The organism is Actinoplanes sp. NPDC049802 (genome assembly GCF_040656595.1).
Taxonomy (GTDB): Bacteria; Actinomycetota; Actinomycetes; order Mycobacteriales; family Micromonosporaceae; genus Actinoplanes.
Genome location: NZ_JBFAMR010000092.1, coordinates 1 through 23814 on the forward strand (window position 1 = coordinate 1; position 23814 = coordinate 23814).

Genomic DNA, 23814 nt, shown 5'->3' on the forward strand with positions numbered 1-23814 from the left:
CCGGCCACCCGCAGCGCCCGGCGCAGCGCCTCCCGAGCCCCGACGGTGTCGTCCTTGCCGTCCGCCAGCATCGCCAGCAGCAGCCAGGCGTCCAGCGCGACCGGCGCCGGAACCCCGGCGGCGTCGGCCACCGTCCGGGCCACCTCGTGCGCCGCCGCCGACTGCCCCTGTGCCAGCAGCAGCGCGGCCCGGGCCACCGCCACGTCCGCGGCGGGCGAGTCGGCGTAGCCGGCCAGCAGGCCGCCCGCCTCGTCCACCCGGCCGCCGGCGATCAGCAGGCGGGACAGGTTCATGGTGATCTCGCGGCTCAGCCAGCGCGGCGCCCCCGCGTTCTCCCGCGCCGCGGCCAGCACGTTGGACGCCTGCCGCAGCTCGCCGCGGGTCTGCAGCCGCCGGGCCCGGACCAGGGCGTACGCGGCCGGGCCGGGCCCGGTCGCGCCACCGGCGCAGAGGTGCTGAGCGGCCCGCAGCTTCCGGTCGGCGGTCTCGATGTCGTAGCGCTCCAGCGCCACCCAGGCCAGCGCCACCTCGGCGGCGGCCGGCCAGCGGTCCTTGCCGAGCCCGCGCCGGGTGGCCAGCTCGATGGCCTGCCGGGCGCTCGCCTCGGCCCGGGTGAGCCGGCCCCGATGCGCCTCGACCAGCGCCAGATTCTCCAGGCAGGAGATCCGCACCGGCTCGGCGCCGGGCGCGGTGATCGCCGCCGCCTCGGCCAGCACCGTGGCCGCCTCGTCGATGTCGCCGCTGCCGCTGCGGGCCATGCCCTCGGCGGCGAGCAGCAGCATCCGCAGCTCGGGGTGCCGGGCCAGCCGCTCGGCGGGCGCCACCGACAGGAACGTACGGGCGACCGGCGCGAGGTGGGCCACCTGCTCCGGGTCGGCCCCGTCGGCGAGCAGCAGCAGCCGCATCAGGAAGCAGGAGACGGTGAGCCCGTCGCCGCAGGCGCTGCCGCTCATGCTGAGCAGCTTGCTCGCGTAGGTGAACTGTTCGGCGGCGCGGGTGTGGTCGCCGTCGCCGTAGGCGATGGCGGCCCGGACCATCACCGCCTCGGGCTCCTCCAGGTGCCCGGGCAGGGCCGCGAACAGCGCCCCCAGCCGGCCCCCACCGCCCTCCATGACCAGTACGCCGAGGGCGTAGTCCTCGATCACCATGGTGGCCGCGCCGTTCCAGTCACCGGCTTGGACGGCGTGCCCGACCGCTTCGGCGAGGTGCCCGTGTTCGGCCAGCCAGGCGGCGGCCCGCTGGTGCAGCACGGTCACCTCCTCCGGCTCGGTCCAGGCGAGCTGGGCGCGCAGCAGCTCGGCGAAGAGCCGGTGGTAGCGGTACACGTCGGTGCCCGCGCCGACCGGCTGGATGAAAGCGTTCTCCCGGGTGAGGGTGGTCAGCAGCCGGGCGGCGTCGGGCCGTTCGGTGACCGCGGCGGCCAGCTCCGGGGTGAAGGTGTCCAGGACGCTGGTCTCCAGCAGGAAGCGCCGCACCGGCGGCGCCTGGAGCCGCAGCACCTCGCCGATGAAGTACTCGGCGATCGTGGACTCGTCGCCGGAGATGGTCTTCACGAGCCGGCTCGCGTCGGCGCTGCCCTGAAGGGCGCAGGCGCACAGCCGGATGCCGGCGGCCCAGCCCTCGGTGTGTTCCAGCAGTGCCGACATCTCGGCCGGGCCGAGGTCGACGCCGTGCAGGCGCATCAGGGTGGCGGCCTCGGCCGGGGTGAAGGCCAGGTCGGCGGTGCGCAGCTCGTGCAGTTCGCCGGCGAGCCGGTATCGGTACAGCGGCAGCGGGGGGTCCCACCGCCCGGTGAGCACCACCCGCAACCGGTCCACATGGCTGAGCAGGAATTCCAGTCCGGAGGCCCACTCCCGGCCGGGTAGCTGGGAGGCGCCGTCCAGGATCAGGACTATCTCGGTCGGGTGTTCGGCGACGGCCGCGGCGAGGCGGCCGAGGACGGCACGGGTGACCGCGCCGTCGGTCATCGAGGGGACCTGCACGCCGGCGCGGCGCAGCCCCTCCGCGACATAGGTCCAGAATGTCGAAACCTGCTCGTCGCCCTGCTCCAGCGTGATCCAGGCGACCGGCCGGTTCCCCGCCCGGCTCCGGGCCCAGGACGCCAGCAACTGGGTCTTCCCGCTTCCGGCCAGCCCGGTGATCAGGGTCACCGGACCCTGGACCCCCTCGCTGACCCGATCTAGGAGTCCCGGCCGCGTCACCATGAACGGCGGCGCGGCCGGAATCACGAACTTGGATGCGAGCAACGCGCTGGCCTGGTCGTATGTGGAGGTTCCGGATGGTTCGGCGATTACTTCCATAGACACGTTCGCTACCTCCGAAGGCCACCCCGTTTGATCTCACGTTCAGACTTTCGCCCGCACCTCATCCGCACATCGTCCGGATCGGATAATCCCGTGACCGTCAGTGTCGCGCCGGTAAACGGAATGTAATGACATGAAAACCCCATGGCGGTAGGTCCACATACAACCCCGTTCCGGCCAGTTCGTCGCCGTCGCGGGCGAAGACCCGGCCGTCCAGCAGATCGGCCAGTTCCCAGGACCGCCCGGCCAGTTCCGGCCACGGGACCTCCACCCTCGCCTGGGCCGGCCGGTCACCGAAATTGATCACTACGAGGTGCCGTCGTTCCTCCTCGTGCCACGCCCAGGCCAGCAGGTCCCGATGCGACGGGTTGTCCGGCCAGCCCCGGGTGTCGACCGTCCGCCACTCGCCGCCGCGGACCGTGGCGGCGACCGTCAGCAGCCGCTCGTGGAACCGCCGCAGCTCCGGATCGTCCGGTTCGTCCGGGAAACGCGCCAGGAAGACCGGCAACCGGGTACGCCGCCCGTCGAACTGGCCGTCGTGCCAGAGCGTGGCGCCCGGCAGGGTGGCGATCGCCACCGCGGCGGCCCGGCCCCGCCCGCCGGGCAACGTCGCGGCGGCCCGGGGCTCGTCGTGGTTCTCCAGGAAGCGCACCAGACCGTCCTGATAGTCACGTCCCGCCGCCAGATGCTTGCGCAGCGACTCGGCGTCGGAGTGCGCGAGCCGGTCGTAGAGCCGCTTGTCGTAGCAGAAGTCGAAGCCCTGCCGCTGCAGCGTCCACTCCATGTCCCAGTACGCCTCGGCGATCATCGCCAGATCCGGGTGCCGAACGCGGAGCTTCGCGAAGACGTACGGCCAGAACTCCTCCGCCGGCGCCGGTCCCGCCCAATGCCCCCAGGTACCGGCGAACACCTCGTTGATGAGCAGCATCGCCATGTCGCAGCGGATCCCGTCGCACTGGTCGCCGATGTCGCCCAGCACCGCCGCCGTGATGTCGCGCAGCCCCAGGTCGAACGCGTTGAGCTGGGCCACGTCCGGCCACGGCGGGAAGTACGGGTCCCGCCCGTGCGCCAGCACCTGCCCGCCGGCGGTGAACCAGCCGCGCGGGTCGGCGGCCAGATCCCGCTGCGTGCCGCGGACGAACCACTCCGGGTGCATGAAGACCGCCGGATGGTCCGGCGCCACGTGGTTGGGCACGTAGTCCAGCACCAGCCGGACACCGCGCTCACGCAGCGCGGCCCGGGCGGCGGCAAGCCCGGACGGCCCGCCCAGCCGCTCGTCGGCCCGGTAGCGGCGCACGCAGTAGGGCGAGCCGACCACGTCGTCGGCGGTCAGGTCGGGCAGCGCCTCCCGGAACGACCGTTGCAGGTCCTCGTTGCGCTGGGCCAGGGCCAGCCCGGCGGGGCTGCGCTCCCAGACGCCCATCAGCCACACCGCGTCGATGCCGGGCGCGGCGATCTCGTCCCACACCTCGCCCGGCACGTCGGCCAGGGTGACCGGGCGGCCGTACCGGCGGCTCAGCCCGGTCAGCCACGGCCAGGTGCCGATCTCGTAGATGACCGGGGTCTTCGGCCAGGAGCTCATTTCTCCTCCTCCATCGGGGCCCGGCGCAGCACCCCGGCCATGCCCTCGAGCAGCAGGTCCGGGCCGGACAGGCCGGCGAAGACGTTCGGGAAGACGGCGACCAGGCCGGTCCAGCCGGTCTGGTGGCCGGCGCCCAGGCCGGCGCCGTTGTCGCCGTGAAAATACTCGGAGAACGTGATCAGGTCACGCCAGTGCTCGGTGGCGAAGACGTCCTGGCCGCCGTGGACCGGCCGGCGGCCGTCCGGGCCGGGCAGGAAGATCCGGGTGACCCGGGTGGAGATCTCCCGGGCCACCTCGAACAGCGTCATCTTCACCCCGGAGCCGGTCGGGCACTCCACGGTGAAGTCGTCGCCGTAGCCGATGTAGAGATTCATCAGGGCCCGGATCACCAGGATGTTCGCCGGCACCCAGATCGGCCCGCGCCAGTTGGAGTTGCCGCCGAACATGCCGCTGTCCGACTCGGCCGGCTGGTACGACACCCCGAACGTCTGGTCGCCCACCCGGAACTCGAACGGGTGCTCGGCGTGGTGCCGCGACAGCGACCGGATCCCGTACGGGCTGAGGAACTCCTCCTCGTCGAGCAGCCGGGACAGGATCCGCCGCAGCCGTTGCTCGTCGAAGAACGCCAGCAGGTGCTCCCCGTGCCGGCCGCGCACCCGGCCCCGGCTCAGCACCGAGTCGACGCTGGGATGCCGGTTCACGAAGTCCTGCGCCTGCTCGATGAGCTGCGGGTACCGGGCGGTGACGGCGCTGTCGTACACGGTGGCGGCGGCCAGCGGCAGCAGGCCCACCAGCGAGCGCACCCGCAGCCGCTGGGCGCTGCCGTCGGGCAGCCGCAGCAGGTCGTAGAAGAAGCCGTCCTCCTCGTCCCACATGGCCGCGCTGCCGTGCTCGTGGTTGACCGCCACCGCGATCCAGGCGAAGTGCTCGAAATACTGATGCGCCTGCTCCAGGTAGACCGGGTCCTGCTGGGACAGTTCCAGGGCGATCGACAGCATGCTCTGGCAGTACAGGGCCATCCACGCGGTGCCGTCGGCCTGGTCCAGGTAGCCGCCGGTGGGCAGCGGGGCGCTGCGGTCGAAGACGCCGATGTTGTCCAGCCCGAGGAAGCCGCCCTGGAAGACGTTGTTGCCGTCGTGGTCCTTCTGGTTGACCCACCAGGTGAAGTTCTTCGACAGCTTGTGGAAGATCGCCTCCAGCCAGCCGTGGTCGCCCCGCCCGTTACGGGCCTTGTCCAGCTCGTACACCAGATAGGTGGCCCAGGCGTGCACCGGGGGGTTCACGTCGCTGAAGTTCCACTCGTACGCCGGGATCTGGCCGTTGGGGTGCAGATAGCGACGGCTGAGCAGCAGCTCGAGCTGGTCCTTGGCGAAGGCCACGTCCACGACGGCCAGCGCGATCGAGTGGAACGCCAGGTCCCACGCGGCGAACCAGGGGTACTCCCACTTGTCCGGCATGGAGATGACGTCGTTGCAGATCATGTGGAACCAGTCGCCGTTGCGGGTGCCCCGGGCGGCCAGCGGATCCTTGCCGTGCTCGGTCAGCCACCGTTCCACGTCGTAGCCGAAGTACTGCTTGCTCCACAGCATTCCGGACAGCGCCTGCCGGGCCACCTGCCGCTCGTCGTCGCTGAGCTGCGGTTCGAGCAGCGCGCCGTAGAACTCGTCGGCCTCGGCGCGGCGCCGGTCCACCAGTTCGTCGAAACGTGTCACGTCGTCGGGGAACGGCTGATCGGACAGGCGGAACCGGACCGTCACCGACCCGCCGGCCGGCACCTCGACCGCGACGTCGGCGGCCACCTTCGTGCCGGTGGCGTCGGGATTCACCGCGCCGGTGTCGCCGTGCACCACGTACCGGTCGAAGGCGTCCTTGCCGTAACGGCCGGTGCCGGTGGTCTCGTTCTCGGTGAACAGCAGCGGATGGTCGCCGAGCACCCCGAACCAGCGGGTGCCGATCTTGTAGTGCACCGCCTCGACGCCGCCGTCGACGGCCCGCAGCGACGGCTTGGGCTCCGGCCGGTCCCAGGACCAGGTGTTACGGAACCACAGGGTGGGCAGCAGCCGCAGCGGCGCGGCCTCCGGACCCCGGTTGTGCACGGTGATCCGGCCGTGGATGTCCTCCGGGCCGTCCTTGGCGTACTCCACCACCACGTCGAAGTACCGGTTCTCCGCGAAGATCCCGGTGTCCAGCAGCTCGTACTCGAACTCGCTCCGGCTCCGGGACCGGTTGGTGGCGACCAGGTCCTCGTACGGGAACGCCTGCTGCGGATACTTGTAGACCATCCGCTGGTAGGAGTGGGTCGGGGTGGCGTCGACGTAGAACCAGTACTCCTTGGCGTCCTCGCCGTGGTTGCCCTCGGCGTTGGTCAGGCCGAAGAAGCGTTCCTTGAGGATCGGGTCCCGGCCGTTCCACATCGCGACGGCCATGCAGATCGCCTGCTGGTCGTCACAGAATCCGGCGATGCCGTCCTCGCCCCACCGGTACGCCCGGGAGCGTGCGGCATCGTGACTGAGAAAGTCCCAGGCGTCGCCCCCGGGACTGTAGTCCTCGCGGACCGTGCCCCACTGCCGTTCGCTGAGGTAGGGTCCCCATTTCCGCCACGGCACTGCGGCGGTGTCGGCGTCGTGGAGGCGTCGCTGCTCGGCGCCGGTCTCATTGATGGCCATGGGGCCAGGCTGGCCCCACGGACACCTTGGTCACTTCCCCCGTTGGGAGTGAAAAGATGCCACCGCGTCCTCGACCGTGGGGAAGAAGTGCGCCGGGTCGATGGTGCGGGTCAGCTTGTACCGGTCGATCTTGGTGCGCACCGGGTCCTTCATCTCCGCGAAGACCAGTGAGATCCCCTTGGCGTTGAGATCCTCGTCGAGGTCCTCCAGCATGTCGGCGGCCGTGGTGTCGATGTCGGTGATCGGCTCGGCGGCCACCACGATCCACTGCGGGGGCGGCTCGGCGTGGGCCAGGTGGCGGATCTCCTCGCGGAAGGTCCGCGCGTTCGCGAAGATCAGCGGTGCGTCGAACCGGAACAGCACCAGGCCGGGGATCCGTTCACCGTCCGGGTAGGACCGCACGTCGTGGTATCCGGCCACGCCGTCCGGGCGGCCCAGCTCGGTCGAGTAGGGCCACCACACCCGCCGGAACACGTTGAGCACCGACAGCGCGACCGCGACCGCGATGCCGGGCAGCACGCCCAGCAGCGCCACGCCGAGGAAAGCGGCCAGCGACAGGCTGAACTCGACGCGCCGCTGCCGCCACAGCCGCCGCATCCCGGGCAGGTCGGCCAGCGACAGCGAGGCCGCGATCACCACGGCGGCCAGCATCGGCTGCGGCAGGTTGCGGAACAGCCCGGGGGCGAGGACCAGCAACAGCGTGATGGTCCCCGCGCCGATCACGCCGGTGAGCTGGGTGCGGGCGCCGGCCTGGAAGGCCACTGCGGTCCGCGAGCCGCTGGTGCTGACCGGGAAGCCCTGGAAGAGTCCCGCGGCCAGGTTGGCGGCGCCGATGCCGATCATCTCCTGGTTACCGCGCACCTCCTGCCCGGTGCGGCCCGCGAAGGTGGACGCCGTCGAGATGGTGTCGGTCAGCGAGACCAGGGTGATGCCGAGCGCGCCGGCCGCGAGCAGGCCCAGGTCGGACCAGCCGACCGACGGAAGGGTCAGCGGCGGGAAGCCCTGCGGCAGCGTGCCGACCACGTCGACGCCCCGGTCGGCCAGGCCGAACAGCGATGTCACCAGGATCGCGGCGACCACCGCGACCAGGATGGCCGGCACCTTCGGCAGCCAGCGGTTCAGGACCAGGATGACCAGCAGGCCGCCGGCGCCGACCGCCAGGGCCACCGGCACGGTCTGCCCGTCCGCGACGCCGCGGACGAAACCTGCCGTCTCATCGAGCAGACCGTCCGCGTCCACCGAGAAGCCGAACAGCTTCGGCAACTGCCCGATCAGGATGGTGAGCGCCAGACCGTTGATGTACCCGAGCTGGGTCGGATGCGACAGCAGGTCGGCCACGAAACCGAGTTTGAAGACCGCGGCCAGGGTCATCATCGCCCCGACCATGAGGGCGAGCATCGACGCGAGCGCCACGGCCCGCGCCGGGTCGCCTCCGGCGACGACCAGCGGCAGGACCACGGCGGCGATCATCGGGCCGAGCGAGGAGTCCGGGCCGAGGACCAGGATCCGCGAGGGACCGAAGACGGCGTACGCCAGCAGGCACAGGATCGAGGTGTAGAGCCCGGTGATCGGCGGCAGACCGGCCAGCTCGGCGTAGGCCATCCCCTGCGGCACCAGAAGGGTGGTCAGCACGAAACCGGCGACCAGGTCCTTCGGCAGCCACGCGGGGCGGTATTCGGCCGCGGCCCGTACGCCCGGCACCCATTCAGCGATCGACATGTCACGTCTCCCCGGTGACGACGGACGCCGCCCGAGGTTCGGGCGGCGTCCGGACTACTGCGACCTTAGTTCTGCTCGCCGCCGTGCAGCGCTTCCTGGAGCTCGGCCTCGGTCTCCTTCGGCAGCGACGACTTGAGCACCGTGCCGCCGAACTTGCTGAGCGCCTCGACCGCCTTGTCCGGGGTGACCGCCTCGACGACCATGAACAGCGCGGACGTTCCGGGCTGCAGCTCCTCGCGGATCCGCTCCTGGAACTCCTTGTTGATGGCGCCCTTGGCCAGCTTGCCGGTGAGGGCGCCGAGGCCGGCGCCGACCGCCATGCCGAGGATCGGGACGAAGAACAGCATCCCGAAGAGCAGGCCCCAGAACATGCCCCACGTGGTGCCGCCGGCGACGGCGTGGTGGTTCGTGGTCACGTGGAACTTGCCCTCGCGGTCGCGAATGATCGTCGCGATCGCGTCCGGCTGGATGATCAGGTCCTTCGCAAGCCGATTCGCCTCCAGCGACGCGGCCGTCGCCGTGGTCTCGTCGGCATAACCGATGGCTAGCAGAGTTGCCATGGCTCTCGCTCCTTCCGTGCCCCGTGTGGTGTCCCGATCAGTCAGCCACGCGCACCCATCGGCATTCCTCATTCCAGGCGGATGAAGTCAGCACGGGTCACTTGCTGAAATGTTGCTGCTACAGACGGTCACCGGCGGAGGGAGCACATGCCATGCAGGAGCGGTACGAGATCAGGGTTCGGGGATTCCTCGGTCCCCTTCTACGCATGGCGCTGGGCGACCTGCGCTGGCGAACCCTGCCCCGGCAGAGCACGATCCGCGGCCGGCTCTCCGACGCCGACCTGGAGAAGCTGCTGACCCGCCTGGACCGGTCCGGTGTGGAGGTCGTCTGCCTCCGCCGCCTGACCGGGGTTTCATCCGCCACGGATGGCGTGGCGGCCGCCGGTCCGGCCACATGATCGGGCCGCAACCCAGAACCCGCTGAACCCCGCTGACGAGGGAGAACAACCATGACCAACACAGACTCGCGACAGGCGCCCGAGGAGCCGTACGCGCCCGCTGGACGGCGCGAGCCGACCGGGTGGGTGGGGATGGTGGTCTTCGCCGGCGTCATGCTGCTGATGCTCGGCTCGTTCCAGGCGATCGAAGGTCTGGTCGCCCTGCTGCGTGACGAGTTCTACCTGACCACCTCCAGCGGCCTGGTCGTTCCGGTCGACTTCGACACCTACGGCTGGACGCACATCGTGATCGGCCTGATCGCGGTGGGCACCGGGCTCGGCATCCTCGCGGGCCAGACCTGGGCCCGGGTGGTCGGCATCATCGTCGCCGTGCTGAGCGCGCTGGCGAACCTCGCCTTCCTGCCGGCCTACCCGGTGTGGTGCAGCATCGTGATCGCACTCGACGTCCTTGTCATCTACGCCCTGACCGCGCACGGCCGTGAGGTCAAGTACTGAGCCCCGCCCGGCCGGGACCGTTCGAGGAGGCGGTCCCGGCCGGAGCGGACCATGAACCGCCTGGTCGCCCGGCAGCCGCGGCAGATGCCGCGGCTCGCCGCGCGTAACAGTCACCACGGCGACGGCGGGCCGGCCGGCCTCCCGCGTGGGGTGATCGTCCTGCTCGGCACCGCCAGCATGGTGGTGGTCGTGGCCGGTCTGCGCGGCGTCTCCGAGCTCGTCGGGCCGGTCTTCCTGGCCCTGATGCTGGCGGTGACGGTCAGTCCGCTCACCGGCTGGCTGCGCCGGCACCGCACTCCGGCATGGCTCGCCATGATGGCCACCATCGCCACCGTCTACCTGGGACTCTTCGCTCTCGGGGCGGCGCTGCTGGCGTCGGTGTCCCAGCTGATCGACCTGCTGCCGGAGTACCAGGCACAGTTCGCCGACCTCCGCGAGGACCTGGTCCGCGGCCTCAGCTCGCTCGGCATCGACGCCGAACAGGTGCGGACCGCGGTGGCCGGAGCCGACTCCGGAACCCTCCTGGGCCTGGTCGAGACGCTGTTCGGCGGCCTGGCCTCGGTCCTGTCCAACTCGATCTTCCTGCTGGCGGTGCTGCTGTTCATGTGCGTGGACGCGGTGCACTTCCCGGCCCGGCTGCGCGGCGCCGTCGGAGAGCGCCCGCAGGTGGTCGAGGCGTTGCGCTCGTTCGCCCAGGGCACCCGCCGGTACCTGCTGGTGTGCACCGTCTTCGGGCTGATCGTGGCGGCCTTCGACGTGGCGCTGCTGTGGTGGCTGGGCATTCCGCTGCCGCTGCTGTGGGGGCTGCTGTCGTTCATCACCAACTACATCCCGAACATCGGCTTCATCATCGGCGTGGTGCCGCCCGCCCTGCTCGGCCTGCTCCAGGGCGGCCCCGATCTGATGCTCAGCGTGATCGCGCTCTACTGCGTGGTCAACTTCATCATCCAGTCGATCATCCAGCCCAAGATCGTGGGCGACGCGGTCGGACTCTCCGCCACCGTCTCCTTCCTGTCGCTGATCTTCTGGGCCTGGGTGATGGGCGCCCTCGGCGCCCTGCTCGCCATCCCGTTGACCCTGCTCGCCAAGGGTCTGCTGGTGGACATCGACCCCTCGACCCGCTGGCTCAACGGCCTGCTCGCCGGCGGGCCCCCTGGCGAGGAGAACAGAACCGACCCGGGACGCCGCCGTCCCAGAGAATCGAGGAGGACCCCATGACCACGTTCACCGTCTGGAAGTTCGACGACCCGGCACGCGCGGAACAGGCGGCCGAGATCCTGCGGCACGCCCGCGACGAAGGTCTCGTCAAGATCGTCGACTACGCGGTGGTGACCTGGCCCCAGGGCGCGGCCGCGCCGGAGACCCACCACGAGCACGAGAGCGGCCGCCGGCACACCGGATGGGGCGCCTTCTGGGGCATCGTGATCGGCGGCCTGTTCCTCATGCCGGTCGCCGGGGCGGCGGTCGGCGCGGGCATCGGCGCGCTGGTCAAGGCCACCGAGGGCACCGGCATCGACCGGCAGCAGCTGGAGACCATCCGGACCGAGATCACCGAGGGCACCTCGGCGCTGTTCCTGGTGACCGACCAGGGCAACCTGGACAGGCTCGCCGAGCGGATGCACGGCCTGCACAAACAGCTGGTCGCGACCAACCTGACCGAGGGCGAGCGCGAGATTCTGCTGGAGGCGTTCGGTGGCGCGAATCCCTGATCCGGGGTCGCGCGCCGCGGTCGGGCGGGAGGCGCGCAACCGCCTCCCGCTCGACCGCCACGCCGACTACGAACCCGCCGCCGGCCGGCCCGACCCGGTCGGCGCGCTGATCGAGCAGGCCGAGGACCGGTTGCCGGAGCTGCTGCCGATCCGGCACGGCCGGATGCTGGTCTCCCCGTTCGCCTTCTACCGGGCCACCGCCGTCCTGATGGCCGCCGACCTGGCCGCCGCACCGTCGTCCGGGCTGATCAGTCAGCTCTGCGGGGACGCGCATCTGTCCAACTTCGGGGTCTACGCCTCCCCCGAGCGCCGGCTCGTCTTCGACCTCAACGACTTCGACGAGACGTACCCCGGCCCGTGGGAATGGGACGTCAAACGGCTCGCCGTCAGCCTCACGCTGGCCGGCCGGGAGAACGGCTTCAAACGCAAGGACCGCGCCGACATCGTACGATCGTCGGCGCGCGTCTACCGGGAGGCGATGGCCAGGTTCGCCGGCATGCGGGAGCTGGACGTCTGGTACGCCCGCGCCGACCTCGACGAGCTGCGCGAGCAGTTCGGCGACCAGTTGACCCGCACACACCGGGAGCGGATGGCCAAGGCGGGGGCGAAGGCGCGGACCCGGACCAGTCTCCAGGCGTACCAGAAACTGACCGCCGAAGTGGACGGACGGCGGCGGATCGTCGCCGACCCGCCACTGCTGGTGCCGGTCGCCGACCTGGTCCCGGAACTGGTCCATAAGCAGTTCGAGTCGCAGATCAACGACCTGCTGGCGGGATACCGGGAGAGCCTGTCCGACGACCGGCGCCGGCTGTTCGACGCGTTCACGTTCGTCGACATGGCCCGCAAGGTGGTGGGGGTCGGCAGCGTCGGCACCCGCTGCTGGATCGTGCTGCTGACCGGCCGGGACGCCGACGATCCGCTGCTGTTGCAGGTCAAGGAGGCGGGGCCCTCGGTGCTGGCCGGGCTGACCGAGGCGCAGCCCGGGGCGGACTTCGACAACGAGGGCCGCCGGGTGGTGGCCGGACAGCGGATCATGCAGGCGGCCAGCGACATCTTCCTGGGCTGGCAGCGGGTCGCGGGCTTCGACGGCAAGACCCGCGACTTCTACATCCGGCAACTGCGCGACTGGAAGGGCGGGGCGGCCGTCCAGGACATGGACCCACGTGGTCTGCGCGCGTACGGGCGACTGTGCGGCTGGACCCTGGCCCGGGCGCACGCCTGCGGCGGGGACCGGATCGCCATCGCCGCCTACCTGGGTGACAAGGACCGGTTCGACCAGGCCCTGGCGGTGTACTCCGAGGCGTACGCCGATCAGGTGGAGAGCGACTACGCGGCATTCGTGAAAGCGGTCCGTGACGGCCGGCTGGAGGCCGCCACGGACATCTGAGCGATACGCGGGGGGAACCGCCGCCCGTCCTCAGCCGAGGGCGGGCGGCGGTGTGTTCGCCTCCTGCCGGCGGGCGATCAGGGTCACCCCGATCTCGTACGCGGCCAGCAGCACCACGATCACCAGCAGCGACGTCCACGAGGACAGCACCAGCGCCAGCAGCACCGCCACGGCGAGCCCGCCCACGCGTACCGGATCGAGGTGCCGCGCGATGAAGCCGGGTCCCCGGGTCGCGACGATCGCCGAACCGGCCCGCGCCCGGCGCCAGCCGGCCGCCGTGCCCCGCGCCACCGTGCCGCGCAGCCACACCGGGAACCGCCCCGGCCCCACCAGGTACGCGAGCAGCGCGATCGCCACCCCGATCCAGATGAGCTGGGTGCCCCGTTCCCGCAGCAGGCTGAACACCGTGGTCATGGCCGAGTCCACCCCGGCCTGATACGTCCCGGCGGGCACCGCCTCGAGGATCTCCCGGCGCACCGCCCGCAGCACCGCGGTGACCGTCACGGCGGCCAGCACCAGCCAGAGCCCGAACTGCACCGCGGTCCGGCGGCGCTGCGGCGACACCACGAACGCGGCCAGCAGCAGAAGGATCGCCCCGGCCACGAACAGCGCCAGATAGCGTTTGGCCGCCACGACGGCCTGCTGGACCTCCCACAGCTGCCCGGAGTCGTAGACGGTGAACCTGGCGAAGTCGGCCGGCAGGCTCACCCCGAGCGCCTCCTCCACCCGCAGCCGCAGGTTCTCCGGGATCGCGCCGCTGCTCAGGTCGGGCAGCGTGATCTGCTTGCCGAAGAGGGTGGGCAGCTGATCACCGAGCTGCCGCAGCACCTGATTGATCAGGGGCAGCAGGTCGATCTGGACACTGTCCGCACTGGCCGTGATGACGTCGCTCTCGCCCTCGATGACGGCGATCACCCGCTGGTGCACCTGCCGGTTCAGCTCCACCCAGATCACCTGGAAGCGGTCGCTGCCCAGCACGTTCTGCACGGTCTTGCGGACCTGCTCACGGACCTGCCCGGTGATCGGCCCGGCCACGAAGGCGGCCTGCTCGGGCAGCACGGTGCGCAGCCGCTGCTCGACGTCGAGCACCCGGAAGACCTCGTTGGTGGCGTACTCGGCGACGGCCGCGTTCACCTTCGGGTCCTGCGGCAGCGGGGCCACCGTGGACACCCACCGGTCGGTGTTCAGCGTGGTGGTCGCCGCCCACAGCCCGACCACGCTGATCACCAGCGCGAACGCGGCCACCGCGGCGAGCACGGCGGCCAGGCCACGGCGGATCGCGCCACCGCGCGGCCGCCTGCGGCGCCCGTCGACCGCGAGCTGCGCCCGCAAAGCGGTCACCTCGGCCCGGAGCCGCTCGATCTCCTCCTGATCCGGTACGCCCACCGGCGCCGTCTCCGCCCGTTGCGGGTCCTGCACGGGCGTGTCCTCCGGGACCTTCGGGTCCCCGGAGCCGGCCGGTGGTGATTCGCTCGCCGGAATGGTCATGGGTCTGCTCCTCGCCAGCCGGGCAAATAGACGGCCGGCAGTGCTACCGGCCCCTGCCGACGGTTCCTCGCGCGACCCCGACGGCACCTCATCCGGCGTGGATGAACCCCTCCTGCGGGCCCGGCGGCGGTCCCGGCCGGGGCCGGAGTTCACCCTCGGCGGATGACGTGGCCCGGCCTCCGTCCCACGACGCTGATGCCATGGCAGATCTGGGGAGAGCGACAAGCAGGAAACGTAGCGGGAGGCTGAGATGAGCGACGTGGAGCTGGGCGAGATGGGCCCGGTCGACTACCTGTGCATCGAGTTCCCCGAGGGGAGCCTGAACGGGACCGCGCTGCCGCTGCTGATCGGCCTGGCGGACCGGGGGATCATCCGGGTGCTGGACATCCTCTTCGTCCGCAAGGACGCCGACGGCGGGGTGACCGCCTTCGAGCACCGTGACATCGAGCTGAGCGGGCTGGGCGCCTTCCACGGCGCCGCCTCCGGCATGCTCGGCGGCGACGACCTGCGGGAGATCGCCGGGGTCCTGGAACCGGGCGCCGCCGCGGTGATCCTGGTCTACGAGAACCTGTGGGCGGCGCCGCTGGCCACCACACTGCGGCGTAACGGGGCGCACCTGGTGGCGGGCGGCCGGATCCCGGTGCAGGCGCTGCTCGCCGCCCTCGACGAAACCGAGCAGGAGGCCGCGCACGCGTCCTCCGGGGCACAGGGGAGCTGATCAGGATGGGACTTCTTCGAGGCGTGGCCCGCACCGCGGTGATCGCCGGCACCGCGACCGCGGTGTCGAACCGGGTCTCCCGTCGGCAGGCCGGCCGCTGGTCGCGCCAGGCCGCGGAACAGCAGCCGCCGCAGCAGTACTACGAGGAGGAACCGCCGCAGGACGACACCTCGGCGCAGCTCGAGCAGCTGAAGCAGCTGGGCGAGCTGAAGGCTCAGGGGGTGCTCACCGAGCAGGAGTTCCAGGAGCAGAAGGCCCGCATCCTGGGCCGCTGACCAGGAAACCGCACCGGCCCGCGCCGGTCACCGTCAGGCTACGAGCCACGGTGGCCGGCGCGCCTCGCCTTCAGCGTGGCGTCGGCGCCTCGACCACCCGCACCACCGAGGTGCGGGCGATCTTGTCGTGCACGGCCTGGCGCCGGCGGTCCAGCAGCAGCCACAGGGCGCCGATCGGGAAGTACGCCAGCAGCAGGCCGCGCACGAACGAGGCGAACCAGCCGGGGGTGCGACCGTCGGCCCGCACCACGCGCAGGCCGAGCATCCCCATCCCCGGGGTCCGCCCCGCCAGCATCCAGAAGACGGCACAGTAGAGCGCCAGAATCGCGGGCAGCAGGATCAGATAGGAGGACACCACCAGGCGGGCCAGGTTCCACGCCTCGGAGCCGACGATGGCGGCGACCACCCCGAAGACCAGCGCCGCCCCGCCGGTGAACACGGCCACCAGGACCGCGTCCACCACGTACGCCAGGAACCGGCTGACCAGCCCGGCGTACTCCCTCATGTCGCCACCTCCGCTTCGCTTCGGTGCCGACATGTCCAACCCTGAGCCAGATGATCCGCTCGCAAGCCCGCTCATGTCGGCGTCTCCGCTTCGCTCCGGCGCCGCCATGAGTTCAGACCCGAGCTGACTGATTCGCTCGCAAGCTCGCTCATGGAAGGTCGGTGGGCCGGCGGCCGGTCACCCGGAGGGTGAGTCGGTCGACGGCGGCGTCACCGGCCGCCGCGCCCGCCCGGACCCGGCCGACGACGTCGCCGACCATGGTGTCGCGCTGCCCGCGGACCAGCGCCCGGATCCGGTCGGGCTCCCGTTCCAGCAGCTCCAGCACCCGGGTCAGCTGGATTTCCACGACCCGGTCCACGATCCGTGAGGTGGCCAGGGTGGTGACCGCGTTGTCCACCACCCGGACCCGTTCCGCGGCGCCCAGCTCGGCCAGCTCGTCGAAGCGTCCCGGCAGTTTGGCCTCCCGGATGCGGGCCAGCGCCTCGACGGCCCGCTCGTGGGCGATCTCACCGGCCCGGATCGCCGCGCCGATCGCCACGTCACCCAGCTGCAAGAACCCCGGCATGCCCATCACGCGCTCCCTACAGGGATCCGCTTCGCGGCCCGGCGCCGGAAGACGGCCTTGCGGATCTCCGTCGGCAGGATCACGATCGCGCCGGCGACCAGGCAGATCAGCCACTGCCCGAGGTCGAGGCTGGTGGTGTGCAGGATCCGCTGGAACAGCCCCATCTCGGTGGCGAGCACGATGGCGGCCGCCGACATCCCGGTGGTGATCAGGAACCGCCGGTCGTCGAAGGTCTCCAGGCTGAACACCGACCGGATCTCGCTGCGTGCGGTGAGCGAGAACGCCAGGTTCGCGATCGAGAAGGCGGTCAGGCCCATGGTGCGGGCCGGGTCGAGGCCGTGCTCGTTGTCCGCCCACCAGATCACCGCCAGCGTGACCACGCCCATCACCAGGCCGATGAAGCCCAGCCAGCCCAGCGAGCTGCGGCTCAGCAGCGGCTCGTCGGACTTGCGCGGCTTGTTCTGCATGATGTCGGCCTCGGCCTTGCCGTAGCCGAGCCCGACGGCCTGGAACACCTGCGTGGTGAAGTTCAGCCAGAGGCTCTGCAGCGGCAGGAACGGCACGCCCGCGGCGATGTTGCCGATGCTGGCCGCCAGGAACGTGACGACCATGCCGATGAGCACACCGATCTGGAAGAAGATGTACTTCTTGAGGTTCGCGTAGAGGGCCCGGCCCAGTTCGACGGCCTTCACGATGGTGGCGAAGTCGTCGTCGGTGAGGATCATGGCGGCGGCCTCTTTGCTGACCTCGGTGCCGGTGATCCCCATGGCGATGCCGATGTCGGCCTTCTTCAGCGCGGGCGCGTCGTTCACGCCGTCGCCGGTCATCGCGACGATGTGGCCCTTGCGTTTGAGGACCTCGACGAGGCGTACCTTGTGCTCCGGGGTGACCCGGGCGATCACGCCGATCCCGTCGATCTCGCGGTCCGCCTCCTCGTCGCTCATCGCGCCGAACTCGGCGCCGGTGATGGCCCGGCCGCGGATGCCCAGTTTGCCGGCGATGGCCGCGGCGGTGACCGCGTGGTCACCGGTGATCATGCGGACCTCGATGCCGGCCGAGTGCGCCTGGGTGATCGCGGCCCGCGCCTGCGGGCGGGGCGGGTCGACGATGCCGACCAGCGCCAGCGGGGTGAGACCGTCGAGCAGGGTGAGCAGGTCGGCGTCCGGGTCGAAGGTGGCCGGGTCGAAGTCGCGGCGGGCGGTCGCCAGCACCCGCAGCCCCTGCCGGGCCAGCCGGGTGTTCTCGGCCAGGTAGCGCACGGCCACCTCGTCGTCGACGGCGGACCGGGCCAGCACCTGGTCCGGGGCGCCCTTGACGAAGCAGCGGATCACCTCGGCGCCGTCCGGTCCGCTCATCCGGTGGAAGGTCGCCATCATCTTGTACGCCGCGTCGAACGGCAGCTCGGCCACCCGCGGATACCGTTCCCGGGTCGCCTCGGAGTCGATGCCGCCCTTCTCGGCGAGCACCACGAGCGCGCCCTCGGTCGGGTCGCCGATCAGGTTGCCGTCGGTGACCACCGCGTCCGAGGCCAGCACCATCGGCAGCAGATACTCCTCGAGGTCGACGTCCTTCTCGCCGGCCACCCGTTTGATCACGCCGTCGGTGGAGTAACCGCCGCCGGAGATCGTGTAGCGGCGCCCGGGGATGGCCATCTCGATGGCGGTCATCTGGTTGAGCGTCAGCGTGCCGGTCTTGTCGGAGTTGATCGCCGACGTGGAGCCGAGCGTCTCGGTCGACCGCAGCCGTTTCACGATCGCGTTGGACTTGGCCAGCATCTGGGTGCCGAGCGACAGGATGGTGGTCACGACGGCCGGCAGACCGGTCGGGATGGCCGACACGGCGAACGCCACCGCGGCGGTGAACACCACGTTGAACTCGTTGCCCCGGGCCAGGTTGATGATCACCGAGGCGAGCAGGGCGATGCCGGCGATCACCAGGATCTGGTTGGTGAGCTTGCTGAGCTGCCGGGTGAGCGGCGTCTCGGCGTCCTTCTCGGTCTGCAGCATGCCGGAGATCCGGCCCACCTCGGTGGTCATGCCGGTCGCGGTGACCAGCAGTTCCCCCGTGCCGCGGGTGACGTTGGTGTTCATGTACGCCATGTCGGACCGGTCGCCCAGCGGGGTGTCGGCCGTCTCGACCGGGTCCACGTCCTTGGCCACCGGCAGGCTCTCACCGGTCAGTGCGGACTCGTCGATCTCACATGTGGCCGCGCGGAGCAGGCGCCCGTCGGCCGGCACCACGTCGCCGGCCTCCAGCAGCACGATGTCGCCGGGGACCAGTTCCTCGGCGGGCACCTCGGCCAGGGCGCCGTCCCGGCGTACCTTGGCCTTGATGATCATCATCTTCTGGAGGGCGTCGATGGCGGCGGCCGCCTTGCCCTCCTGGTGCAGGCCGAGCGCCGCGTTCAGCAGCGTCAGGGCGAGCAGCATGATGCCGGTGCCCCACTGCTTGAGCGGGTAGAGACTGCCGATGCCGGCGGCGAGCAGCACCAGCTGCATCGGGTCGGCGTACTGCCGGACGAAGGCGCGCCACCACGGCTCCTTCTTCGCCTCGGCGAAACGGTTGGGACCGTACTTCTCGCGCCGCCGGGTCACCTCCTCGGCGCTGAGGCCACGCTGTCCGTCGACCTTCTCGGCCGCCAGGGCCTCGGGAACCGACAACACGTGGAACACGGGCTCCGCGCCCGCATCCGGTGGAGACGTCATGGTCGCCATATCATTCCTCCGGGGTGAAGAGCCTCAGCGGTACGAGCGGGGATAGGGCCGGGGCGCCGGATGGGCCTGCACCGGCACGATCGCGGTCTTGGCGGTGCCGGCGACCAGGGAGCCGATGGCGACGCCGAGGATGAAGTTGAGCCCGGCGGTGAACATCCGCGAGCCCAGCGACTCGTCGGTCACGAAGGGCGCCAGCATCGCCACGACGGTGGCCAGCGCGACGACCCAGCCGAAGAACCGCATGGGCCGTGGCGTGGTCAGGATCAGCACGTGGATCAGGCCGGTCGCGGCCAGCGCGGCCAGCGCGGCGCCGAGGGCGTACCAGCCGGTGGAGGCGTCACCCCAGGTGCCCTGGCCCTTGGGGGCGAGCACGTCGACGTTGAACAGGCCTCGGCCGAGCAGAACGCCGGCGACGGCGATCAGGGCCGCCACGGCCGCGGTGGCCGCACCGCCGGCCCACAGTTTTCCGGCGTTCACGGTGGGGCTCGGCCGGGGATCGGTGGGCGCGTTGTAGCCGGTCATCTAGTCCTCCTCCAGGACGCGGACTATCGGTCCCGAGCGTCGCCAGCAGGAGGTCCCGGCACCTCATCCGGCATGGATGAACGTCCCCCCAAGATCAACTGAACGGCCGAATCCATCGCATGGCTACCGCCGGGTGATCGCCGTAGCTTTGAAGATCCGACCGGCACGAGGAGTCCGATGTTCCACCGCACCGCACCCGACCCGTCCCTGCTCCGCGGCATCACCCAGCGTCGACTGGGCCGCCGCGGCGCGCTCCGGATCGGTGGCCTGTCCGCGCTCGGCGCGGCGCTGACGGCCTGCGGCGTCTCCGGAAAGGGGCAGCCGACGGCGCTCTCCACCTCCTCGCTCGCCACCTTCTGGGAGGGCAAGAGCCAGAACGGCACGGTCGACTTCGCGAGCTGGCCCCTCTACATGGACCCGTCGAAGCCGGAGCTGGCACGGTTCACCCAGCGGACCGGCATCCAGGTGAACTACCAGGAGGTCATCCAGGAGATGGGCCCCTGGTTCGCCAAGGTGCAGCCGCAACTCTCGGCCGGCGAGCCGATCGGCTACGACCTCATGGTGATCACCAACGGCATCCAGTTCGGCCGTTTCCGCTCCGCCGGCTTCCTGGCCCCGCTCGACCACGCCCGGTTGCCGAACTTCGCGAAGAACGTCGCCGCGAAATACACCGAGGAGTCGTTCGACCCGGCCAACGTGTTCAGCGTGCCGTGGGCGTCCGGCATCACCGGCATCGCCTACGACCCGGACAAGGTCAAGGGCCCGATCACCAGCCTCGCCGACCTGTGGAACCCGAAGTACAAGGGCAAGGTCGGCATGATGTCCGACATCACCGAACTGGCCAACTTCGGCATGCTCGCGTCCGGCATCACCCCCGCCGAGTCGACCGAGGCCGACTGGGAGAAGGCCGCCACCAAACTCCGGCAGCAGAAGGACGCGGGCATCGTCCGCAACTACTACGAACAGGACTACCTCGACGCCCTCGGCAAGGGCGAGATCTGGATCTCGCAGGCCTGGTCCGGGGACATCTTCCAGAAGAACCTCTCCGACGGTACGAATCTGAAGTTCGTGATCCCGGACGAGGGCGGCACCATCTGGACCGACAACTTCGCGATCCCGGCCACCGCCCCCAACCCGGTCGACGCCATCATGCTGATCGACTTCTTCTACGAGGTGGAGAACGCGGCGTCGCTGGCCGAGTACATCAACTACGTCTGCCCCGTCCCCGCCGCCCGGGACCGGATCCGCAAGGACGCCACCAAGAAGACCGGCGAGGACCGCGCCTACCTCGAGGCGGTCGCGAGCAGCTCCCTGGTCTTCCCGAGCGACGACGACTACCGGCGGCTGCACTACTACGTCAGCTTCAACACCGCCGAGGAGCAGCAGACCTTCGCCAAGATCTTCGACCCGGTCGTCCTGGGCTGAGCCCGCTAGGCGCCGAGGAGGCGGTGGACCTCGGTGGCGACGGCGGGTGAGGTGACCGGGTCCCAGGCGGCGAAGAGGCCGGCGAAGTAGCCGCGGTTGGCCGCCAGCAGCGACGGATCATGCTCCATCACGTCGAGCTCGTTGACGATCGTCAGGTCGACGAACGGCGTCACCTGATCCTCGTTCAGCCGCGTCACCCCACCGGTGAAACGGTCCGCCACCGTACGGTCGGCGGCCAGGCCGGGCCAGGTGCGGTCCCGGTCGCACGAGCCGTACAGGTAGACGAGCTCCTCGGCGGCCGGGCCGATCAGGTCGCGCAGCGCGTCACGCTCACCCCAGAAGAGCAGCGCCAGATCGAAACCGTCGGTGCCGTAGACCGCGTGGGCCAGACCCGCGTACTGGGTCGCCGTCGAGTGCCCGAGAGCCGCCAGCCGCTCCTGGACCCGGCACAGGTGGGCGTACAGCGTGCCGCCCGGATGCCGGACCGTCTCCGTCCCGTGTGCGCGCAGCCATGCCCGTACCTCTGCCTCGGTCCGCATGAAGAAGCACCCTAGAAGCATGATCCTCAGTGCGCCATGAGCACGGAGTGCGCCGATAATCACCGAATGGGCGCCTTGGACGGGGTGGCGGCGCGGGTGGCGCGGGGTGAGGCGGTCGAGTTCCGGCCTCGCGGGCACTCGATGGTTCCGCTGATCAGCAGTGGCGATCGGGTACGGGTGGAGCCGGTGGACCCATCGGCCGTGGAGGTGGGTGACATCGTGCTGGCCCGGGTCGCCGGCACGACGTACCTGCATCTGGTGTCGGCCGTGGACCACGCCCGGAAACGGGTGCAGATCAGCAACAACCGGGGCCGGGTGAACGGCTGGACCGGCCACCCCCGGGTGCACGGCATCTGCGTGAGCGTCGGCGGTGTGCCGCGCCCGAGAATCGCCGGGAAGGCACGGGAGACACCGCGACCGTGACGGGAGGATCGCCCAGCGGCCGGTTCGGACGTGATCGGCGTCACCCTTCGGCCGCCGGATGTCACGTATCCGTGGGCACGTCTGTCTCAGAGGGGCGACCGACGCAACGGCAAGGGAGTCGACAATGGAAGCTCGTCTGGACCTGTTCCACAACCCGGTGGCCGGCCGGATCCTCAAGCACTTCACGGCGGCCGGCAAGGCCGTCATGGACGCGGGCGTGCCGGCGTCCACCCGCGAGCTGGTGCTGCTCCGGGTCAGCCAGATCAACGGCTGCGCGTTCTGCGTCGACATGCACACCAAGGAAGCCGTGCACGCCGGCGAGACCGCCCAGCGCCTGCACCTGGTGGCGGCCTGGCGGGAGGCGACGGTGTTCAGCGACGCCGAGCGGGCCGCGCTGGAGCTGGCCGAGGAGGGCACCCGGATCGCGGACGCGGCCGGCGGCGTCTCCGACGAGGTGTGGGCGAACGCCGCGAAACACTACGACGACGACCAGCTCACCGCGCTGGTGGCGACGATCGCCACGATCAACGCGTTCAACCGGTTCAACGTCATCGTGCGGCAGCCGGCCGGCTGGTACGAACCGGGAATGCACCTGTGACGGCGGAACCCGACGAGACAGCGGCGGCCGGCTACCGGCCGCTGCTGTTCTCCATCGCCTACGGCATGACCGGGTCGGTCGGCGACGCCGAGGACATCGTGCAGGACGCCCTGCTGGGCCTGGTGAGGGCCCGGCGGTCGGGCACCGCGGTGGCGAACGTGAAGGCGTACCTCACCACCGCGGTGACCCGGCTCGGCATCAACCATCTGGGCTCGGCCCGGGTGCGCCGGGAGACGTATGTCGGGGCGTGGCTGCCGGAACCGGTGGTGGTCCCGGCCGGGCGGCCCGGTCCGGCCGAGCACGCCGAGCTGGCCGACTCGCTGTCGATGGCGTTCCTGGTGCTGCTGGAGGCGCTGTCGCCGGTCGAGCGGGCGGTGTTCATGCTGCGTGAGGTGTTCGGCTACGACTACCCGGAGATCGCCCGGACGGTCGGCCGCTCCGAGGTCAACTGCCGGCAGATCTTCGCCCGGGCCCGGCGGCGGGTCGCCGAACGCGACGACACACCCGGCCGGTCGCGCCGGGCGGAGGCGGAACGGCTGGCCGGACGGTTCTTCGAGGCCGCGTCCGGCGGCGACATCGAGGCGCTGATGGAGATGCTGGCCCCGGACGTGCTGCTGGTCGCCGACGGCGGCGGCAAGACCATGGCGCTCGCCCACCCGCCGGTCGGGCGGCTCCCGGTGGCACGCCTGTTCGCCGGCCTGTTCCGCCGATTCCTGCCGATGGGCGTCACGCTGAGCCCGGTCTGGGTCAACGGCCGGCCCGGCGCGATCCTCCACGACGCCGCGAACCGGGTGGTCAGCGTGATCTCCCTCGACCTCACCGAAGGGCTGGTGACCGCCGTCCGGTCGGTCTCCAACCCCGACAAGCTGCGTCATCTCGGGCCGGTCTCCGACCTCGCCCTCCGTCGTCCCGATTGACCCCTTCTCCGGTACGGGCGGAGCGCGAGCCCCCCGTACCGGGAACGGGTTTGATCATGAGTCGAGGAGAACCTGGAGTCGCTGATCCACCTGGCGCCGCCGCCCGTTCGCGGTGTTCGCGGGTCCGGCCGTCGAGTTCGCCCAGCGCGATGATCCGTTTCCGACCCGACGTGCCAGCCACGAGCACGCTGCTCCGCTTCCGACCCGACGCGCCAGCCACGAGCACGCTGCTCCGCTTCCGACCCGACGCGCCAGCCACGAGCACGCTGCTCCGCTTCCGACCCGACGCGCCAGCCACGAGCACGC

At 70.9% G+C, this 23814-nt stretch carries 22 protein-coding genes; 11 read left to right on the forward strand and 11 right to left on the reverse strand.

Features of this window, described 5'->3' with window-relative positions; all coding sequences use genetic code 11:
- The 5 genes from AB0I88_RS36345 to AB0I88_RS36365 all read right to left on the reverse strand — a co-directional run.
- A partial coding sequence (locus AB0I88_RS36345; RefSeq protein ID WP_361035677.1) for a helix-turn-helix transcriptional regulator occupies nucleotides 1-2300 on the reverse strand: 2300 nt, incomplete at its 3' end.
- 103 nt (nucleotides 2301-2403) lie between these two features.
- Nucleotides 2404-3885, reverse strand: a complete 1482-nt coding sequence (locus tag AB0I88_RS36350) for an alpha-amylase (protein ID WP_361035602.1) — start codon at nucleotides 3883-3885, stop codon at nucleotides 2404-2406.
- Complete coding sequence (locus tag AB0I88_RS36355) at nucleotides 3882-6551, reverse strand: glucosidase (protein ID WP_361035605.1); 2670 nt, start codon at nucleotides 6549-6551, stop codon at nucleotides 3882-3884. Before AB0I88_RS36355 ends, AB0I88_RS36350 begins: the two co-directional genes overlap by 4 nt.
- A 30-nt stretch (nucleotides 6552-6581) precedes the next feature.
- Nucleotides 6582-8270 (reverse strand): sulfate permease, encoded by a 1689-nt coding sequence (gene sulP / locus AB0I88_RS36360; protein WP_361035608.1) that lies wholly within the window; start codon nucleotides 8268-8270, stop codon nucleotides 6582-6584.
- 65 nt (nucleotides 8271-8335) lie between these two features.
- A complete protein-coding gene (locus AB0I88_RS36365) occupies nucleotides 8336-8830 on the reverse strand; it encodes a DUF1269 domain-containing protein (RefSeq protein ID WP_361035611.1) in 495 nt (164 codons plus the stop codon).
- A gap of 152 nt (nucleotides 8831-8982) precedes the next feature.
- Here AB0I88_RS36365 and AB0I88_RS36370 point away from each other — a divergent pair, with 152 nt between their 5' ends.
- The 5 genes from AB0I88_RS36370 to AB0I88_RS36390 are packed head-to-tail and all read left to right on the forward strand — an operon-like array spanning nucleotide 8983 to nucleotide 12819.
- On the forward strand, nucleotides 8983-9228 hold the full coding sequence (locus tag AB0I88_RS36370; RefSeq protein ID WP_361035614.1) for a hypothetical protein: 246 nt from the start codon (nucleotides 8983-8985) through the stop codon (nucleotides 9226-9228).
- Between the two features lie 51 nt (nucleotides 9229-9279).
- Nucleotides 9280-9723, forward strand: a complete 444-nt coding sequence (locus AB0I88_RS36375) for a hypothetical protein (RefSeq protein ID WP_361035617.1) — start codon at nucleotides 9280-9282, stop codon at nucleotides 9721-9723.
- A 51-nt stretch (nucleotides 9724-9774) separates the two neighbouring features.
- Entirely contained in the window at nucleotides 9775-10941 is a 1167-nt protein-coding gene (locus tag AB0I88_RS36380; protein ID WP_361035620.1) for an AI-2E family transporter, read from the forward strand.
- Entirely contained in the window at nucleotides 10938-11432 is a 495-nt protein-coding gene (locus tag AB0I88_RS36385; protein ID WP_361035623.1) for a DUF1269 domain-containing protein, read from the forward strand. The genes AB0I88_RS36380 and AB0I88_RS36385 overlap by 4 nt, the downstream gene beginning before the upstream one ends.
- Nucleotides 11416-12819, forward strand: a complete 1404-nt coding sequence (locus AB0I88_RS36390) for a DUF2252 domain-containing protein (protein ID WP_361035625.1) — start codon at nucleotides 11416-11418, stop codon at nucleotides 12817-12819. The genes AB0I88_RS36385 and AB0I88_RS36390 overlap by 17 nt, the downstream gene beginning before the upstream one ends.
- Nucleotides 12820-12849: 30 nt before the next feature.
- Here AB0I88_RS36390 and AB0I88_RS36395 read toward each other — a convergent pair whose 3' ends face one another.
- On the reverse strand, nucleotides 12850-14307 hold the full coding sequence (locus tag AB0I88_RS36395; protein WP_361035628.1) for a hypothetical protein: 1458 nt from the start codon (nucleotides 14305-14307) through the stop codon (nucleotides 12850-12852).
- 250 nt (nucleotides 14308-14557) lie between these two features.
- On the opposite strand from AB0I88_RS36395, the gene AB0I88_RS36400 reads away from it, so the two are divergent.
- Together AB0I88_RS36400 and AB0I88_RS36405 are read left to right on the forward strand one after the other, a co-directional pair.
- Nucleotides 14558-15025, forward strand: a complete 468-nt coding sequence (locus tag AB0I88_RS36400) for a DUF6325 family protein (RefSeq protein ID WP_361035631.1) — start codon at nucleotides 14558-14560, stop codon at nucleotides 15023-15025.
- 5 nt (nucleotides 15026-15030) lie between these two features.
- Nucleotides 15031-15300 carry an SHOCT domain-containing protein gene (locus tag AB0I88_RS36405; protein WP_361035634.1) on the forward strand — a complete coding sequence of 90 codons (270 nt, stop codon included), beginning with the start codon at nucleotides 15031-15033 and terminating at the stop codon, nucleotides 15298-15300.
- Nucleotides 15301-15370: 70 nt separating this feature from the next.
- Here AB0I88_RS36405 and AB0I88_RS36410 read toward each other — a convergent pair whose 3' ends face one another.
- The 4 genes from AB0I88_RS36410 to AB0I88_RS36425 all read right to left on the reverse strand — a co-directional run bounded on the left by AB0I88_RS36410 (nucleotide 15371) and on the right by AB0I88_RS36425 (nucleotide 19606).
- Nucleotides 15371-15805, reverse strand: a complete 435-nt coding sequence (locus AB0I88_RS36410; RefSeq protein WP_361035637.1) for an RDD family protein — start codon at nucleotides 15803-15805, stop codon at nucleotides 15371-15373.
- Nucleotides 15806-15953: 148 nt separating this feature from the next.
- On the reverse strand, nucleotides 15954-16370 hold the full coding sequence (locus tag AB0I88_RS36415) for a hypothetical protein (protein WP_361035640.1): 417 nt from the start codon (nucleotides 16368-16370) through the stop codon (nucleotides 15954-15956).
- Between the two features lie 5 nt (nucleotides 16371-16375).
- Entirely contained in the window at nucleotides 16376-19075 is a 2700-nt protein-coding gene (locus AB0I88_RS36420; RefSeq protein WP_361035643.1) for an HAD-IC family P-type ATPase, read from the reverse strand.
- A gap of 33 nt (nucleotides 19076-19108) precedes the next feature.
- Complete coding sequence (locus AB0I88_RS36425; protein WP_361035647.1) at nucleotides 19109-19606, reverse strand: DUF6069 family protein; 498 nt, start codon at nucleotides 19604-19606, stop codon at nucleotides 19109-19111.
- Nucleotides 19607-19783: 177 nt separating this feature from the next.
- Here AB0I88_RS36425 and AB0I88_RS36430 point away from each other — a divergent pair, with 177 nt between their 5' ends.
- Entirely contained in the window at nucleotides 19784-21031 is a 1248-nt protein-coding gene (locus AB0I88_RS36430; protein ID WP_361035650.1) for a spermidine/putrescine ABC transporter substrate-binding protein, read from the forward strand.
- A gap of 5 nt (nucleotides 21032-21036) precedes the next feature.
- Here the strand turns inward: AB0I88_RS36430 and AB0I88_RS36435 are convergent, their stop codons facing one another.
- A complete protein-coding gene (locus AB0I88_RS36435; protein ID WP_361035653.1) occupies nucleotides 21037-21570 on the reverse strand; it encodes a DUF6817 domain-containing protein in 534 nt (177 codons plus the stop codon).
- Between the two features lie 66 nt (nucleotides 21571-21636).
- Between AB0I88_RS36435 and AB0I88_RS36440 the strand changes: the two genes are divergently transcribed.
- The 3 genes from AB0I88_RS36440 to AB0I88_RS36450 all read left to right on the forward strand — a co-directional run bounded on the left by AB0I88_RS36440 (nucleotide 21637) and on the right by AB0I88_RS36450 (nucleotide 23508).
- A complete protein-coding gene (locus tag AB0I88_RS36440) occupies nucleotides 21637-21993 on the forward strand; it encodes a S24/S26 family peptidase (protein ID WP_361035656.1) in 357 nt (118 codons plus the stop codon).
- Nucleotides 21994-22117: 124 nt separating this feature from the next.
- Nucleotides 22118-22591 (forward strand): carboxymuconolactone decarboxylase family protein, encoded by a 474-nt coding sequence (locus AB0I88_RS36445; RefSeq protein WP_361035659.1) that lies wholly within the window; start codon nucleotides 22118-22120, stop codon nucleotides 22589-22591.
- Complete coding sequence (locus AB0I88_RS36450; protein WP_361035662.1) at nucleotides 22588-23508, forward strand: RNA polymerase sigma-70 factor; 921 nt, start codon at nucleotides 22588-22590, stop codon at nucleotides 23506-23508. The genes AB0I88_RS36445 and AB0I88_RS36450 overlap by 4 nt, the downstream gene beginning before the upstream one ends.
- The last annotated feature ends 306 nt before the right edge of the window (nucleotides 23509-23814 follow it).

What these genes read in the sequence shown, in the direction of transcription:
- AB0I88_RS36350 (WP_361035602.1), bottom strand. Translation starts at nt 3,885, where the DNA reads ATGAGCTCCTGGCCGAAGACCCCGGTCATCTACGAGATCGGCACCTGG.
- AB0I88_RS36355 (WP_361035605.1), bottom strand. Translation starts at nt 6,551, where the DNA reads ATGGCCATCAATGAGACCGGCGCCGAGCAGCGACGCCTCCACGACGCC.
- sulP (WP_361035608.1), bottom strand. Translation starts at nt 8,270, where the DNA reads ATGTCGATCGCTGAATGGGTGCCGGGCGTACGGGCCGCGGCCGAATAC.
- AB0I88_RS36365 (WP_361035611.1), bottom strand. Translation starts at nt 8,830, where the DNA reads ATGGCAACTCTGCTAGCCATCGGTTATGCCGACGAGACCACGGCGACG.
- AB0I88_RS36370 (WP_361035614.1), top strand. Translation starts at nt 8,983, where the DNA reads ATGCAGGAGCGGTACGAGATCAGGGTTCGGGGATTCCTCGGTCCCCTT.
- AB0I88_RS36375 (WP_361035617.1), top strand. Translation starts at nt 9,280, where the DNA reads ATGACCAACACAGACTCGCGACAGGCGCCCGAGGAGCCGTACGCGCCC.
- AB0I88_RS36380 (WP_361035620.1), top strand. Translation starts at nt 9,775, where the DNA reads ATGAACCGCCTGGTCGCCCGGCAGCCGCGGCAGATGCCGCGGCTCGCC.
- AB0I88_RS36385 (WP_361035623.1), top strand. Translation starts at nt 10,938, where the DNA reads ATGACCACGTTCACCGTCTGGAAGTTCGACGACCCGGCACGCGCGGAA.
- AB0I88_RS36395 (WP_361035628.1), bottom strand. Translation starts at nt 14,307, where the DNA reads ATGACCATTCCGGCGAGCGAATCACCACCGGCCGGCTCCGGGGACCCG.
- AB0I88_RS36400 (WP_361035631.1), top strand. Translation starts at nt 14,558, where the DNA reads ATGAGCGACGTGGAGCTGGGCGAGATGGGCCCGGTCGACTACCTGTGC.
- AB0I88_RS36405 (WP_361035634.1), top strand. Translation starts at nt 15,031, where the DNA reads ATGGGACTTCTTCGAGGCGTGGCCCGCACCGCGGTGATCGCCGGCACC.
- AB0I88_RS36410 (WP_361035637.1), bottom strand. Translation starts at nt 15,805, where the DNA reads ATGAGGGAGTACGCCGGGCTGGTCAGCCGGTTCCTGGCGTACGTGGTG.
- AB0I88_RS36415 (WP_361035640.1), bottom strand. Translation starts at nt 16,370, where the DNA reads ATGCCGGGGTTCTTGCAGCTGGGTGACGTGGCGATCGGCGCGGCGATC.
- AB0I88_RS36420 (WP_361035643.1), bottom strand. Translation starts at nt 19,075, where the DNA reads ATGACGTCTCCACCGGATGCGGGCGCGGAGCCCGTGTTCCACGTGTTG.
- AB0I88_RS36425 (WP_361035647.1), bottom strand. Translation starts at nt 19,606, where the DNA reads ATGACCGGCTACAACGCGCCCACCGATCCCCGGCCGAGCCCCACCGTG.
- AB0I88_RS36430 (WP_361035650.1), top strand. Translation starts at nt 19,784, where the DNA reads ATGTTCCACCGCACCGCACCCGACCCGTCCCTGCTCCGCGGCATCACC.
- AB0I88_RS36435 (WP_361035653.1), bottom strand. Translation starts at nt 21,570, where the DNA reads ATGCGGACCGAGGCAGAGGTACGGGCATGGCTGCGCGCACACGGGACG.
- AB0I88_RS36440 (WP_361035656.1), top strand. Translation starts at nt 21,637, where the DNA reads ATGGGCGCCTTGGACGGGGTGGCGGCGCGGGTGGCGCGGGGTGAGGCG.
- AB0I88_RS36445 (WP_361035659.1), top strand. Translation starts at nt 22,118, where the DNA reads ATGGAAGCTCGTCTGGACCTGTTCCACAACCCGGTGGCCGGCCGGATC.